The following is a 13,401-nucleotide window of genomic DNA, read 5'->3' on the forward strand; positions in this document are numbered from 1 at the left end:
TCATTACACTGGCCTAGATGACTGAGCAGAACTCCCCAAGCGCCCTGCGCAGCACCCCCGTGGCAGCCCTGCACGCGGGGGGCGACCCCGCGCCGATTCGGTTTCTCGACGCAGCCGGTGCCTACGCACCCTCAGACACTGCGGCCGAGTACGCCGCCGAGCTCGAAGGCGTCGGCGTTGACGACTTCAAGCAGTGGTACGTCGACATGGCCTGGACCCGCGCCTTTGACACAGAGTGCACGCACCTGCAGCGCCAGGGCCAGCTCGCCCTGTGGGTGCCGAGCGTCGGCCAAGAGGGCTGCCAGGTGGGCATTGCGCACGCCACCGCACCCCAAGACCACGTGTTTCCGGCCTACCGTGAGCACACCGTTGCCAAGGTGCGCGGCGTGCCATTCGAGAAGGTGGCTTCGCTGTTTCGCGGTGTGACCCACGGCGGATGGGACGTCACCGACCCCGCGCACGGCAACTTTCACCAGTACACGCTCGTGCTTGGCTCGCAGACCCAGCACGCGACCGGCTATGCCCTCGGCCAGGTACTCGACGCCAAGATGCGTGCGCTCGCCGCGGGTGACTCGGTAGGCGAAGAACTTGAGGCGGGCGAAGCGGCCACCGTCACCGGTGAGGCCACCGTCGTGTTCTACGGTGACGGCACCTCGAGCCAGGGCGACCCGAACGAAGCCATGGTGTTTGCGGCAAGCTACCAGACGCCCGAGCTGTTCGTCGTGCAAAACAACGGCTGGGCGATCTCGGTGCCGGTTGCGCGCCAGTCGCGTACCCCGCTCTACCGCCGCGCGCTAGGCTTCGGTCTGCGCGCTGTGCAGATCGACGGCAACGACCCGCTCGCTGCCTTCGCGGTGAGCCGTCGGTTCTTGCGTCTCGCACGCGAAGGCGGCGGCCCGGCCTACATCGAGGCGCTCACGTACCGCATCGGTGCGCACACGACGAGTGATGACCCCACGCGGTACCGCGAGAAGGCTGAGCTTGAGGAGTGGCAGCAGCGCGACCCGCTCATGCGCCTCGAGGTATATCTTCGATCGCTCGGCGTCACCGACGAGTTCTTCGCCGAGACGCACGAGGCAGCAGACCGCGAGGCAAAGCGGGTACGCGATGCGATTCTGACGCTGCCCAAGCCCGCCGCCGATGATATGTTCGCGCACGTATATAGCGAGTCGCACCCGCGCATTGAAGAGCAGCGCGAGTGGCTCGCCCGCTACGAGGCATCGTTTGAAGACCAGGAGGCGGGAGCATGAACGCGGCCGTGAACGCACTACCGATCGCGAAGGCGATCAACGAGGGCCTGCGCGCAGCGATGCAGGCGAACGACCGTGTCATCTTGATGGGCGAAGACATTGGCCCCCTCGGCGGCGTCTTTCGTGTCACCGACAAGCTGCAAGCAGAGTTTGGCTCGGCGCGCGTGCTCGACACCCCGCTCGCGGAGTCGGGCATCGTCGGCAGCGCGATTGGGCTGGCGATGCGCGGCTACCGCCCCGTCATCGAGATCCAGTTCGACGGCTTCATCTTTCCGGCGTTCAACCAGATCGTGACGCAGCTGGCTAAGATTACGAGCCGTCACGACGGCCACATTCAGATGCCCATCGTGATTCGGGTGCCCTACGGCGGGCACATCGGCGCGATCGAACACCACCAAGAGAGCCCCGAGGCATACTTCGCGCACACCCCGGGTCTGCGCGTCGTCGCCCCGTCGACCGCGAACGATGCCTACTGGATGATTCAGCAGGCGATTGAGTCACCCGATCCGGTGCTGTTTTTCGAGCCCAAAGCCAAGTACTGGCAGAAGGGCGAGGTGAACTTCACCGAGCCCGCGAGCAAGCTGCACGCGACCCGCGTCGCCCGCGCCGGCACCGACTGCACCGTCGTTGGGTACGGTGCGATGGTGACCACCCTGATGCAGGCCGCCGAGATTGCGGCCGCCGAGGGCACTAGCCTCGAAGTTGTCGATCTGCGCAGCATCTCGCCCATTGACTACGATCCGCTGCTCGAGTCGGTGCGCAAGACAGGCCGCCTCGTCGTCGCGCAGGAAGCGCCGGGCAACGCGAGCGTGGGCAGCGAAATCGCTGCATACGTCGCAGAGCATGCGTTTTATTCGCTGCAGGCTCCGGTGCTGCGGGCGTCGGGCTACGACGTGCCGTTTCCGCCCGCCGACCTCGAGGGCGTCTACCTGCCCGACGCTGATCGCGTGCTCGAAGCGGTCGACCGCACGATGCACTACTAAACTTCACCATCACCCCAGAAGGAGCCGACATGAGCGAGATGACCTTCCCCCTCCCCGACGTAGGCGAGGGCCTCACTGAAGCAGAGATCGTCACCTGGTTTGTCGCGCCCGGCGACACGGTGACCCTCAACCAGGTGATCTGCGAAATCGAAACCGCCAAGTCGCTCGTCGAACTGCCGTCGCCGTTCGCCGGCGTGGTAACCGCGGTGCTCGCCGAGGTCGGCCAGACCGTGCCCGTCGGTGACCCGATTCTGCGCGTCACCGTCGCAGGCGGTGCGGGCGAGGCTGCGCCTGCTGGCTCTGCCGACTCTGCTGCTGCGCCGGTTGGTTCTGCCAGCTCCGCTGGTGAGCCGGCTGAGCACGTCGCTGCTGCGCCTGCCGGATCGGGCGCCGTCGATGCCGCGCCTGCGGCTCCTACGGTTGCCCCCGCGGCTGCCGAAGAAGCGGGCGGCGCTGTGCTCGTCGGTTACGGCACCGGCGGAGCCGTGAAGTCGCGCCGCCGCCGTGGTGGCGAGCCGCTCCTGTCGAACCCCGCCCCCATTCCCGTCGCAGATGCCGCCCCGGTGATCGCGAAACCACCGATCCGGAAGCTGGCGAAGGACCTGGGCGTTGACCTGACCGCGGTCGTGGGCAGCGGCATTGCCGGCGAGGTGCTGCGCGATGACGTGGTGCGCGAGGCGTCGCAGGCGCGCGTGTTTCGCAACATCGAGACGCCCGAGCCGCAGGAGGCGCGTGAGGTGCGTATTCCGCTGAAGGGCGTGCGCAAGCAGATCGCGAAGGCGATGGCGGCGAGCTCGAATGATGCACCGCACGTGGGTGTTTTCACTGACGTTGACGCGACCCGCACGATGGAGTTTGTGAAGCGGCTCAAGGCCTCGACTGACTTTGCGGGCGTGAAGGTGTCGCCGCTGCTCATCTTCGCGAAGGCGATGCTGTGGGCGATCCGTCGCAACCCTGAGATCAACTCGACGTTCACCGAGACCGAGATTATTCGGCACAACTTTGTGAACCTGGGTATTGCGGCGGCGACTCCGCGGGGGCTGATCGTGCCGAACATCAAAGACGCGCAGGAGCTCAGCCTGCTTGACCTCGCGCGCGCGATTGAGCAGCTGACGATCACGGCGCGCGATGGCCGTACGCAGCCCGCCGAAATGGCGAACGGTACGATCACGATCACCAACATTGGCGTGTTTGGCATGGACTTCGGTACGCCGATTCTGGTGCCCGGCGAGGTAGCGATCATGGCGATGGGCACCATCAAGCAGAAGCCGTGGGTTGTCGACGGTGAGGTGCGCCCGCGCATGGTAACGACCGTCGGTGGCTCGTTTGACCACCGTGTCGTTGACGGTGATGTGATCTCACGCTTCGTCGCCGACGTGGCGTCGGTTCTCGAGGAGCCCGCGCTGCTGCTTGACTAGTTGTGTATGCCAATAGCCGTATGCGGTGAATATGCGCGGGTTTTTCTGCTTTAGATGGTCTCTTTAGCGGAAAAACCCGCGCATATTTGTCGCGTTGCCGGGTGACGGCGGCCTGTGGGTTCCGATGATCTGCCGTGACTATTGGGGTTCGGTCGATACGAAACGTTCATACACGCATGGCAATCGTTAATTTGAATTACTCAAAATAGTGGGTATAGTGGTGTCATATGGACACCACGCTTGCCCCCCTCACGGACGCCGAACTGCGCACCCGTTTGAAAGACGCGGGCCTGCGTGCAACCACCCCTCGAGCGGCCGTGCTGCGGCTGCTCGGCCGCGGTGGCCACTGGAGCGCCACTGAGGTGTTCGACGCCGTAAAGGTCGAGCTGCCGGGCACGTCGGTGCAGGCCGTCTACGGGGTGCTTTCGGCGCTCAGTGACGTGCGCATCGTGCGCAAGATTGAAGCCTCTGCTGGTGCTGCACTCTATGAAATGCACCGCGGCGACAACCACCACCACATTGTGTGCGTGGTGTGCGGCGAGATTCGCGACGTGCCGTGTGCCGTGGGGGCTGCCCCCTGCCTCACCGCGAGCGAAAGCCACGGCTACGACATCGTCGCAGCAGACGTCACTTTTCGCGGCGTGTGCCCCGAGTGCGCCGCGACATAGCGCAGCGCCCCGACGGGGCACGCACCCCTCGGCTGCCACCCCCGCGTTTACGCGGTTTACGCGCCCCACTAGTTCCATTGCCCCACAAGTTTCACTAGCCAAGTATCAACTACCGAAAGAGGTCTCTCATGACAGAACAGAAGTTGACCACCACTCAGTCCGGTACCCCCATCGCCAACGACGAGCACTCGCTCACCGTCGGCGCCAACGGCCCCACCGTTCTGCACGACCGCTACCTCGTTGAGAAGCTCGCAGCGTTCAACCGTGAGCGTGTGCCCGAGCGCAACCCGCACGCAAAGGGCGGCGGCGCGTTCGGTGAGTTCGTCGTCACCGAAGACGTTTCGAAGTACACGCGTGCAGCAGTGTTCCAGCCCGGCGCCAAGTCAGAGACGCTCATTCGCTTCTCGACCGTTGCCGGCGAGCAGGGTTCGCCCGACACCTGGCGCGACGTGCGCGGCTTCTCGCTGCGTTTCTACACGACCGAGGGCAACCTCGACATCGTGGGCAACAACACTCCCACCTTCTTCATTCGCGATGGCATTAAGTTCCCCGACTTCATCCACTCGCAGAAGCGCCTGGCTGACTCGGGCCTGCGCGACGCAGACATGCAGTGGGACTTCTGGACCCTCTCGCCCGAAACCTCACACCAGGTGACCTACGTCATGGGTGACCGTGGCCTGCCCACCAGCTGGCGCGAGATGAATGGCTACGGCTCACACACCTATCAGTGGATCAACGCTGAGGGCGAGAAGTTCTGGGTCAAGTACCACTTCATGTCGCAGCAGGGCGTCAAGACGATGTCGGGCGAAGAGGCTGACGCACTCGCTGGCACCGACGCTGACTACCACCGTCGCGAGCTGTTCGGCGCGATCGCAGACGGCAACTTCCCGTCGTGGGACGTCTATGTGCAGGTCATGCCGCACGAAGAGGCGAAGACCTACCGCCTCAACCCCTTCGATCTCACGAAGACCTGGCCCAAGGCTGACTACCCCCGCATCAAGGTGGGCACGTTCACGCTGAACCGCAACCCCGTGAACTTCTTCGCTGAGATCGAGCAGGCAGCGTTCTCGCCCGGCAACCAGGTGCCCGGCACCGGCATCTCGCCCGACAAGATGCTCATGGCGCGCGTGTTCTCGTACCCCGACGCACAGCGCTACCGTATCGGCACGAACTACAACCAGCTGCCGGTCAACCAGCCGCACGCCACCGAGGCGAACAACTACATGCACCAGGGCAACATGCAGTACCACTTCCCGTCGGCTGCTCAGCGCGTGTACCACCCCAACTCGTTCGGCGCTGCCGGCGGCCCCGTGGCCGACGCGCAGGCTGGTGTCGAGGGCAACTGGGAGTCGGACGGCGAGCTCGTGCGCACCGCGTACACGCTGCGTGAAGACGACAGCAACTTCGGTCAGGCCGGTATTCTCTACCGCGACGTCTTCACCGAAGAGTCGAAGGCTCGCTTCCACGCGACCCTCGGCGGCCAGGCAAAGTCGATCACGATCGACGAGATTCGCGAGCGTTTCTTCCAGTACTGGACGAACGTTGACGCGGGCCTCGGTCAGCTGCTGCGCGACAACTACGCTGCAAGCAAGTAAGCCGTAACTGAGAGGGGCGGTGCGCTAGGAGGTCCTAGTGCACCGCCCCTTTTGGTGTTTGTGGGTGGATGCTGCGACTCCTTCGTCGCGCAGCATGACGGTTGTGGGGAACTCGCGCAGCATGACGAGGAGGGCGCGAGGCGCGGAATATGCCGCGCGCGGCATGATCCGGATCGAGCTATGCGTGCGTGGGCGCGTGCGGAATATGGTGGCTTGCTGGCTCGAGCTGAATCGTCGAATGATCGACGTCGAAGTGGCTCATGAGGCAGGCCTTGAGCTCATCGAGAATCGCATGGTAGCCGCGCTCGTTCCACGCATCGTCGGTGACGGTGACGTGAGCTGAGAACGCGGGCACACCCGACGTGATGGTCCACGCGTGCAGGTCGTGCACCGACGCGACGCCCGGCACCGCGAGCATGTGCGTGCGGGCAACCTCGACGTCGATGTTTTTGGGCGACGCCTCGAGTAGCACGTTGACGACGTCGCGCAACAGGCTGAGGGCGCGGGGAAAGATGAGCACCGCGATGAGGATCGACGCGATCTGGTCGGCGGGATTCCAGCCGGTGAACATGATCACGAGACCCGCGGCGATGACGAGCACCGAGCCGAGTAGGTCGCCGAGCACCTCGAGATACGCGCCGCGCACGTTGAGGCTCTCCTTCTGGCCGGCCTGCAGAATGAGCAGCGACACAAGGTTCGCGGCAGCGCCGATGATCGCGGCGATGAGCATGGGGCCCGACTGCACCTCGACCTCGTGCCCGAAGCGGGCGATCGCCTGCACGAAGATCACGACGGCAATAACGCCTAGGATGATGCCGTTGGCGAGTGCGGCGAGAATCTCGACGCGCAGGTAGCCGAAGGTGCGCTTTGACGTTGCGGGGAGTGCCGCGATGAGGCTCGCGATGAGGGCGATCGCGACTCCCGTCGCGTCGGTGAGCATGTGGCCCGCGTCGGCGAGCAGCGACAGCGAGCCCGAGATGAACGCGCCGATCACCTGCACCACGAAAACGGTGAGGGTGATGCACAGCACCGCGATGAGACGCTTGCGATGTTTGCCGGTCGCGGTGCCCGCACCCTGTAGCCCGTGGTCGTGCGAGTGGCCGTGTGAATGACCGGAGCTGGCACCCTCCGCGGCGCCCGCACCGGGCGCCGCGGGGTGGCCAGCGCTGAACTCGGGCTCACACCCCTCATCGTGGGCGTTCGTCTCGGGCTGCTGATCGCTCATGGCACTCATTGTGCCACGCTCTTGAAGCGGCGCAGACGCAGGCTGTTGCCCACGACAAACACGCTCGAGAACGCCATCGCGGCGCCCGCAATCATGGGGTTCAAGAGGCCGAGAGCTGCCAGCGGAATCGCCGCCACGTTGTACGCGAACGCCCAAAACAGGTTCACTTTGATGGTGCTGAGCGTGCGGCGCGACAGCCGGATCGCGTCGGCGGCGCTGCGCAGGTCGCCGCGCACCAGCGTAATGTCGGCGGCCTCGATGGCCGCGTCGGTGCCCGTGCCCATCGCGAGCCCCAGATCGGCTTGCGCGAGCGCCGCGGCGTCGTTGACACCGTCGCCCACCATCGCGACCACTCGGCCCTCGGCCTGCAACCGCTTCACGACGTCAACTTTGTCGCCGGGCAGCACCTCGGCGTGTACGTCGTCGCCCGCGATGCCCACCTCGGCCGCTACCTGTTCGGCGACGGCACGATTATCGCCCGTCAGCAAGATGGGCGTGAGTCCGAGTCGCTGCAACTGCGCGATCGCTTCGGCGCTCGTGGGTTTCACCGAATCGGCGACGGCGACGAGCCCGCGTGCGGCGCCATCCCACGCGACGTACGCGACCGTGCGCCCCAGTTGCTCCAGGTGGGCAAGCTCCGCGCGCAGCGCGGGATCCGGATCTATAGCCCACTCAGCCAGCAGGCTCTCGCGGCCCACCAGCACCGCGTGGCCGTCGACGAGACCCGAGACGCCCTTGCCAGCAGTGTTGTGAAAGCCTGTGGCGGGCGGCAGCGGTGCGCCGAGCCGCTCGCTCGCGCCTGCCGCGATGGCCTGCGCGATGGGGTGTTCAGAGGCGGCTTCGAGTGCTCCAGCGAGCCGCAGCAGCTGGTCGCGGTCAACCCCCGCGCCCGGCGTTGCCTCCGCAAGGATCATCTTGCCGCTCGTGACGGTGCCTGTCTTGTCGAGCACGACAGTGTCGACGCGACGCGTGGACTCGAGGATTTCGGGGCCCTTGATGAGCGTGCCGAGCTGCGCGCCGCGGCCGGTGCCTACGAGCAGCGCGGTGGGGGTGGCGAGCCCGAGCGCGCAGGGGCATGCGATGATCAGCACCGCGACGGCGGCCGTGAACGCTGACGCGGCCGAGAATCCGAGCGCGAGCCAAACGCCCAGCGTTACCAGGGCGACGACGATCACGATCGGCACGAACACGCCAGAAACGCGGTCGGCGAGGCGCTGCACTTCGGCCTTGCCCGACTGCGCGTCTTCGACCAGCTGTGCCATGTGGGCGAGCTGTGTGTCGTGGCCCACCGCGGTGGCCCGCACGGTGATGCGGCCGCTCGTTGAGACGGTGCCGCCGGTCACCGGGTCGCCCGTGGTGGCCTCGACGGGTACTGATTCGCCCGTGAGCATCGACGCGTCGACCGCCGTCGCGCCCGAGGTGATGACGCCGTCGGTCGCGATCTTCTCGCCGGGGCGCACGACGAACTCATCACCGACCACCAGCTCGGCAATGGGCACGCGCGCTTCGACCCCGCCGCGCAGCACCGCGACGTCTTTCGCGCCCACTTCGAGCAGGGCGCGCAGCGCGGCGCCCGCCTGCCGCTTCGAGCGTTTCTCGAAGTAGCGGCCAGCGAGCAAGAACATGGTGACGCCCGCGGCCACTTCGAGGTACATGTTGCCCGCTCCGTCATGCGGACTGATGCTCAACTCAAAGGCGTGGGTCATGCCCTTCTCGCCTGCGGTACCGAGAAACAGGGCGTACAGCGACCACAGGTAGGCCGCGCTCGTGCCCACCGACACGAGGGTGTCCATGGTGGCGGCGCCGTGGCGGGCGTTAATGAACGCGGCGCGGTGAAACGGCCACGCCGCCCACACGATCACCGGTGACGTGAGCGCCAACATCGCCCACTGCCAATACGTGAACTGCAGCGCCGGCACCATCGAAATCACGATCACCGGCACCGACAGCCAGATCGAACCGATGAGCCGCTGCCTCAGACTCGCGAGCTCGGGGTCGGGTTGCTGAGTGCCTGTTCGCGCAGCGGGCGCGGTGCTTGTTCGCGCGGCGCTTGCTTGCTCGGCCGCGGTGTGATCCGGATCATTGCCCGCGGGCCCAGGCGTGGTCGCGACCGCAGCGGCGGGCGGCGTCGGTAACGTCGGGGCTGCGGGTAGCTGCGCAGAGTAGCCGGTCTTTGTGACCTCGGCGATGAGCAGCTGGGGGTCATACCCCTCGGGGGTGTGCACGCGGGCTTTCTCGGTGGCGTAGTTGACCGTGGCCTCGACGCCGTCGAGGCGGTTGAGCTTCTTCTCGATGCGGTTGGCGCAGGAGGCGCAGGTCATGCCGCCGATTTCGAGGTCGAACGTGGTGGGGAGTGACATGCTGCCTTCCTTCGCGAGTGGGAGTGGTGTGGACGCTGGCGCGGGTTACGCCTGCGCGGCTTCGTAGCCCGCTTCGTCGACGGCTGCGAGAACGGATGCATCTTCGATGGGGGATTCGTGTGTAACGCTGAGCTTGCCTGTCTCGGCGCTCACCGCGATCTCGGTGACACCCGCGACGCTGCCCACCTCTTCGCGCACGGCCTTCTCGCAGTGGCCGCAGGTCATGCCGGTGACCTGAAATTCGGTGGTGGTGCTCATGGTAGCTCCTCGTTGGGTTGCGGTAGCGTCCGATTGGGCGCTCACCAACACTATACCCCCCAGGGGTATGTACGAAAACCTGTAACGCGGCTTCAGCCGAGTAGGTCGAGGATGTCGTCTGCCGAGATCGTGCCGGGGCTCGCCCCGCCACCGTCGAGTACCCGGCCAAAGAGCTCGGCCTTTGACTCGCGCAGCGCGATCACCTTCTTCTCTATCGTGTTTGCCGCCACGAGGCGGTACACGAACACGGGGCGCTCTTGCCCGATGCGGTGGGTGCGGTCGATCGCTTGCGCCTCGACGGCCGGGTTCCACCACGGGTCGAGCAGCACCACGTAGTCGGCCTCGACAAGGTTGAGGCCGAAACCTCCGGCCTTGAGCGAGACAAAGAACACGGGAGCGTCACCGGTGCGAAACTCGTCGATCACTTCGCCGCGGTTGGTGGTGGACCCGTCGAGGTAGCAAGACACTAGCCCCGCGGCTTCGGCACGGTCGCGGGCTGACCCCAAGAACCGGGTGAACTGGCTGAGCACGAGCACGCGGTGCCCCTCGTCGGCGGCCTCGGTGAGCAGCTCGACGAGCGCCTCAAGCTTCGCCGACGGGACGGTGCTTGCTTGGCTTGCTTTGCTTTCGTGGCGTTCGACGAGCGCGGGGTCGAGGGCGAGCTGCCTGAGCATGGTGAGCGACTTGAAGATCTGAAACCGGTTCGCCTCCATGTTTGTGACGAGCCCCAAGATCTTTTGTCGTTCGCGTTGAAACCGCAGGTCGTAGAGTTTGCGGTGCCTGGGGTGCAGCTCGACCTCGATGACCTGCTCTTGTTTGGGTGGCAGTTCTTTGGCGACGAGGTCTTTGGTGCGGCGCAGCAGAAAGGGCCGCAGCCGGCGCTGCAGCAGCGCGAGGCGCTCGGGGTTTTGTTGCTTCTCAATCGGGGTGCGATAAAACTCGGTGAACTTGGCGCGGTTGCCGAGCAAGCCCGGGCAGGCAAGCGAGGTGAGCGCCCACAGCTCGAGCAGGTTGTTCTCGAGCGGGGTGCCCGTGACGACGAGCGTAAACGGGGCACCGAGCATGCGCGCGGCGCGGTGGCCGTGGGAGGCGAAGTTCTTGATCTGCTGCGCCTCGTCGAGAATGAGCCCCGACCATTCGAGGTCGCGGTACGCTTCGGCTTCGCCGCGAAACAGGGCGTAGCTGGTGACGACCACGTTGGCGCCGTGCACGGCATCGGCGAGCGGTGCACCCCGCTTGCCCTCCATGCCCGTGATGGTGGCGACCTGCATGGCCGGGGCGAATCGGGCGCACTCGCTCGCCCAGTTGCTCACGACGCTGGTCGGCGCCACCACCAAAAACGGCGGCATCTGGGGGTCTTCTTCGCGGGCCAGCTCCATCATGGCGATGGTCTGCAGTGTCTTGCCGAGCCCCATGTCGTCGGCGAGAATGCCGCCGAGGCCGTGTGCGCGTAGAAAGTGCAGCCACGCGAGCCCGTCTTCTTGGTAGTCGCGCAGCGTCGCTTTGATGCCCTTGGGCTTGGTCACGCGCGGGATCTCGGCGTTTGGGCCGAGCGACTGCATGGCCAGCCACCAGTCGGCCTCTTGCGCGGCCACGATGCCGAGCTCGCGCAGGTCGTTCCACAGGTCGACGTTGTGTCGGTTGACGCGCACGCCCTCACTAAAGCGTGCCTTGTCGCCGTCGACGAGCGCGCGGGCTTCATTGAGGATCTCGCGTAGCTTGTCGAACTCGGGCGACATGAGCGAGAAGTACTTGCCGCTCGGTAGCACGAACAGTGCGTCGCCCAGGGTGAGGGCAGTGAACAAGGACGCAAACTCGACGATCTCACCCTCGACCTGCACCGACACGTGCAGGTCGAACCAGTCGCCCGACTCTTGCGCGCGAATGTCGACCTTGGGCACCGTGTCGAGCGCCTGATAATTGGGGGTCTCGCTGTGCTCGATGACTTCGACGCCGTCGATCTCGCGTATGCCGGGCAACGCCTCGGTCACAAACTGCACACTCTGTGTCTGGTTGAGACTCGACCGGGGTGGCGCAAAAGTATCGCTGCCTGGCTCCTCTGGGAACCCCAAACCGCTGGGGAACGTCAGATCGGGGCACACGAGATCTGCGATGCTCTCGGGCAGCGTCTTGAGCAGGGTCTCGCGCAGCGCGGCCAGGATCGGTCGTTCGAGTGCCGGATCGCGCGGAAACCGGTCTGGCCGGTGCCACTTCCAGGCCAGGCGGGTCTGGCGCGCACCGTCGGGGCCGCGTGCCCGCCCGGCACCAGCGGTCTCGTAGGTGATCTCGAGGCGCAGCGTGGGCGCCGCAGGCTGGGGAATCGTATAGCTGTCGTCGGGGGAGACGAGGCGCAGCTCGGCCAGCAGTCGCGGCAGGTACTCGTCTTCGAACGCCGCGCGCTCGGACTCGGGAATAACGAGCGGCTCAGGCATAGCGAGCAGCTTGCGGCCCACCTGAGTGAGCGGATCTGTGAGCTTCGCGATGGTAATGCGTTCATTGGCTGCCGAGGGCTGCTCGATGAGCGCGAACGCGGCGGTGGGCGTGCCGATCCACCAGGGGTGCTCTGTTACATGGGTTTCGTCGCCACCCGCGGCCCCGATGCTCAGCCGCGCTGAGATCTCGAGGTGGTCGCCCTGCCGCGACACGAGGCCCTCGACCTTGCCCACGCCGTCGAGAAATGTGACCGGCCGCTGGTTCGCGCCCGCCGACACGATCGCGATCGCTTTGGCGGCATCGCGCAGCGTCGCCCACAGTGCGTCACCCGGCGCACGCGACAGGTCGAGCCAGTCGTTCGTCGAATAGTAAGTGGAGTAGCGCTCAGCGACCGCCCGAATGCGCACGAGCGCGCGGGTGGCCTCGCGTGAACCCCCCAACTGCTCAACGTTGCTCCACTTGGCCGAGCCGCGAATCCACTTGCCTCGCGACCCGAGAATACCCGGACGCATCGACAGCGTCGCCGCGTCGTGACTGTACAGTCGTGACGACGATGGCTGCAGCGCCGTAATAAACAGGCACAGCGTTGCCCGCACCTCGCGGCGCGGCGCGGGCAGCGCGGTATCGAGTTCGTGCGCCCAGCCAGACAGGCGAGAGGCGGGCGCCTGGACGCGCGCCGGCACCCGGGCCGTCTGGCCCCCCGGACCGTATGCGCTGATCGTCTGCAGCAGCAGGGCAACCGAGTGCGCGCACGGCCCACCGTCATCGTCGTAATACTGTGCACCCTCGGGCAAGAACGCGCACGAGCAGCCATATGAAACGCCCGCGGTGCCCGAGCGATAGTCCACGATGTCATCAAACTCGTGCGCCTCGTCCTCGCTGGGCGCAAAATCAACGCCCACCTCAACACCCACCTCAGCAGCAACCTCAGCGGTGGCCCGAGCACGGCTGAGCGATACGACGCCGGTGGCATTAAACCCGTCGTCGAACTCCTCGACGCTGCGCGTAACCACGCGACGCTCAGCGATGATCGCAATCGCCTGACTGAGCACGCTGCGCGAAGCGACCTGCTTCGCGATCGAGAGTGCATCTGCTGTGACGTCCATACCTTCAGTGTTCACCATGCCACTGACACGGTGTCAAGCGCGCACCGTGTCAAGCGCGCCCGGTGTCAAGCGCGGCGCGGTCAGCTCCGGATCAGTGCGACCCCG

9 protein-coding genes are annotated in these 13,401 nt (G+C 65.9%); 5 read left to right on the forward strand and 4 right to left on the reverse strand.

Annotation, left to right across the window (positions count from 1 at the left end; genetic code table 11):
* The first annotated feature begins 17 nt into the window (after nucleotides 1–17).
* The 5 genes from ACXR2T_RS06940 to ACXR2T_RS06960 all read left to right on the forward strand — a co-directional run bounded on the left by ACXR2T_RS06940 (nucleotide 18) and on the right by ACXR2T_RS06960 (nucleotide 5,914).
* Nucleotides 18–1,250 carry a thiamine pyrophosphate-dependent enzyme gene (locus ACXR2T_RS06940; protein ID WP_458838615.1) on the forward strand — a complete coding sequence of 411 codons (1,233 nt, stop codon included), beginning with the start codon at nucleotides 18–20 and terminating at the stop codon, nucleotides 1,248–1,250.
* Nucleotides 1,247–2,233 carry an alpha-ketoacid dehydrogenase subunit beta gene (locus ACXR2T_RS06945; RefSeq protein WP_458816886.1) on the forward strand — a complete coding sequence of 329 codons (987 nt, stop codon included), beginning with the start codon at nucleotides 1,247–1,249 and terminating at the stop codon, nucleotides 2,231–2,233. The genes ACXR2T_RS06940 and ACXR2T_RS06945 overlap by 4 nt, the downstream gene beginning before the upstream one ends.
* A 29-nt stretch (nucleotides 2,234–2,262) precedes the next feature.
* Nucleotides 2,263–3,651 (forward strand): dihydrolipoamide acetyltransferase family protein, encoded by a 1,389-nt coding sequence (locus tag ACXR2T_RS06950; protein ID WP_458838616.1) that lies wholly within the window; start codon nucleotides 2,263–2,265, stop codon nucleotides 3,649–3,651.
* 227 nt (nucleotides 3,652–3,878) lie between these two features.
* Nucleotides 3,879–4,319 carry a Fur family transcriptional regulator gene (locus ACXR2T_RS06955; RefSeq protein ID WP_458816880.1) on the forward strand — a complete coding sequence of 147 codons (441 nt, stop codon included), beginning with the start codon at nucleotides 3,879–3,881 and terminating at the stop codon, nucleotides 4,317–4,319.
* A 128-nt stretch (nucleotides 4,320–4,447) separates the two neighbouring features.
* Nucleotides 4,448–5,914, forward strand: coding sequence for a catalase (locus ACXR2T_RS06960; protein WP_458838617.1), 1,467 nt, complete (start codon nucleotides 4,448–4,450; stop codon nucleotides 5,912–5,914).
* Nucleotides 5,915–6,092: 178 nt separating this feature from the next.
* Here the strand turns inward: ACXR2T_RS06960 and ACXR2T_RS06965 are convergent, their stop codons facing one another.
* The 4 genes from ACXR2T_RS06965 to ACXR2T_RS06980 all read right to left on the reverse strand — a co-directional run bounded on the left by ACXR2T_RS06965 (nucleotide 6,093) and on the right by ACXR2T_RS06980 (nucleotide 13,296).
* Nucleotides 6,093–7,139 carry a cation diffusion facilitator family transporter gene (locus ACXR2T_RS06965; protein ID WP_458838618.1) on the reverse strand — a complete coding sequence of 349 codons (1,047 nt, stop codon included), beginning with the start codon at nucleotides 7,137–7,139 and terminating at the stop codon, nucleotides 6,093–6,095.
* A 5-nt stretch (nucleotides 7,140–7,144) separates the two neighbouring features.
* On the reverse strand, nucleotides 7,145–9,499 hold the full coding sequence (locus tag ACXR2T_RS06970) for a heavy metal translocating P-type ATPase (protein WP_458838619.1): 2,355 nt from the start codon (nucleotides 9,497–9,499) through the stop codon (nucleotides 7,145–7,147).
* Nucleotides 9,500–9,544: 45 nt separating this feature from the next.
* Entirely contained in the window at nucleotides 9,545–9,757 is a 213-nt protein-coding gene (locus ACXR2T_RS06975; RefSeq protein ID WP_458838620.1) for a heavy-metal-associated domain-containing protein, read from the reverse strand.
* 92 nt (nucleotides 9,758–9,849) lie between these two features.
* On the reverse strand, nucleotides 9,850–13,296 hold the full coding sequence (locus ACXR2T_RS06980; RefSeq protein ID WP_458838621.1) for a DEAD/DEAH box helicase: 3,447 nt from the start codon (nucleotides 13,294–13,296) through the stop codon (nucleotides 9,850–9,852).
* Nucleotides 13,297–13,401 lie beyond the last annotated feature (105 nt).

The organism is Leucobacter faecis, from assembly GCF_054456635.2.

What these genes read in the sequence shown, in the direction of transcription:
- ACXR2T_RS06940 (WP_458838615.1), top strand. Translation starts at nt 18, where the DNA reads ATGACTGAGCAGAACTCCCCAAGCGCCCTGCGCAGCACCCCCGTGGCA.
- ACXR2T_RS06945 (WP_458816886.1), top strand. Translation starts at nt 1,247, where the DNA reads ATGAACGCGGCCGTGAACGCACTACCGATCGCGAAGGCGATCAACGAG.
- ACXR2T_RS06950 (WP_458838616.1), top strand. Translation starts at nt 2,263, where the DNA reads ATGAGCGAGATGACCTTCCCCCTCCCCGACGTAGGCGAGGGCCTCACT.
- ACXR2T_RS06955 (WP_458816880.1), top strand. Translation starts at nt 3,879, where the DNA reads ATGGACACCACGCTTGCCCCCCTCACGGACGCCGAACTGCGCACCCGT.
- ACXR2T_RS06960 (WP_458838617.1), top strand. Translation starts at nt 4,448, where the DNA reads ATGACAGAACAGAAGTTGACCACCACTCAGTCCGGTACCCCCATCGCC.
- ACXR2T_RS06965 (WP_458838618.1), bottom strand. Translation starts at nt 7,139, where the DNA reads ATGAGCGATCAGCAGCCCGAGACGAACGCCCACGATGAGGGGTGTGAG.
- ACXR2T_RS06970 (WP_458838619.1), bottom strand. Translation starts at nt 9,499, where the DNA reads ATGTCACTCCCCACCACGTTCGACCTCGAAATCGGCGGCATGACCTGC.
- ACXR2T_RS06975 (WP_458838620.1), bottom strand. Translation starts at nt 9,757, where the DNA reads ATGAGCACCACCACCGAATTTCAGGTCACCGGCATGACCTGCGGCCAC.
- ACXR2T_RS06980 (WP_458838621.1), bottom strand. Translation starts at nt 13,296, where the DNA reads ATGGACGTCACAGCAGATGCACTCTCGATCGCGAAGCAGGTCGCTTCG.